Source organism: Escherichia sp. KTE114, from assembly GCF_000407765.1.
Classification (GTDB): Bacteria; Pseudomonadota; Gammaproteobacteria; order Enterobacterales; family Enterobacteriaceae; genus Escherichia; species Escherichia ruysiae.
On record NZ_KE136622.1, the window covers coordinates 75,031 to 75,700 of the forward strand.

1 pseudogene is annotated in these 670 nt (G+C 47.6%); it reads left to right on the forward strand.

From position 1 onward, the window contains the following. Window positions 1–206: 206 nt before the first annotated feature. Window positions 207–670, forward strand: a pseudogene (gene trbA, locus WC5_RS21085) (IncI1-type conjugal transfer protein TrbA); the annotation flags it as partial.

The following is a 670-nucleotide window of genomic DNA, read 5'->3' on the forward strand; positions in this document are numbered from 1 at the left end:
AAAAAATCTCCAGGGGCTTTCTGCTGTATACCGTCCACAAAACGCTTTCGGCATACAGCCTCAAGCGCCCGCAGCTATTCTAACGACTTTCGTATCTGCAACAATCCTTTTATCGCACGGCTAACTCCTCTGGTTAGCTCTTATCACCTGAAAATAAATTTTTAACCTTTCCGTTCGATTTAAATTCCAGAAATGGAGACTTTGTCATGTCTTACAATCGACAGCCTGTCGCAGAAGATCCTATGCAGATATGGGGCGCTGTTGGTGTCCTTCTTATCCTGCTGCTATTCGTCATATGGTTATTCTTACCGGAAGTGGTTTACGCCAGCTGCCTGATTCTTCATACCTTATGGGGACTGGTCGACTGGGGACCATTTCATAACTATGCAGCACCACGATACAACCTGCTTGCCATGACCGGTAACAACGCCGCCAACATAAGCTATAGCCAGTGGGTTAACGTCATGGAGCAGACCATAGGTATTCTGTGGATGTACCTCTTACCTGTGACACTCTGGTGTTTGTGGGAATGGTATCAACATCCGGGACAAAGCCGTTTCACCCGCAGACCAGTAGATATTACCCGACTGCCACACATCTTTGCTTCGTTGTCCCCTGCTATCGCCCCTGTACTGGCAGATGGTGATCCGGAAAAACTCTTTCATGGTGG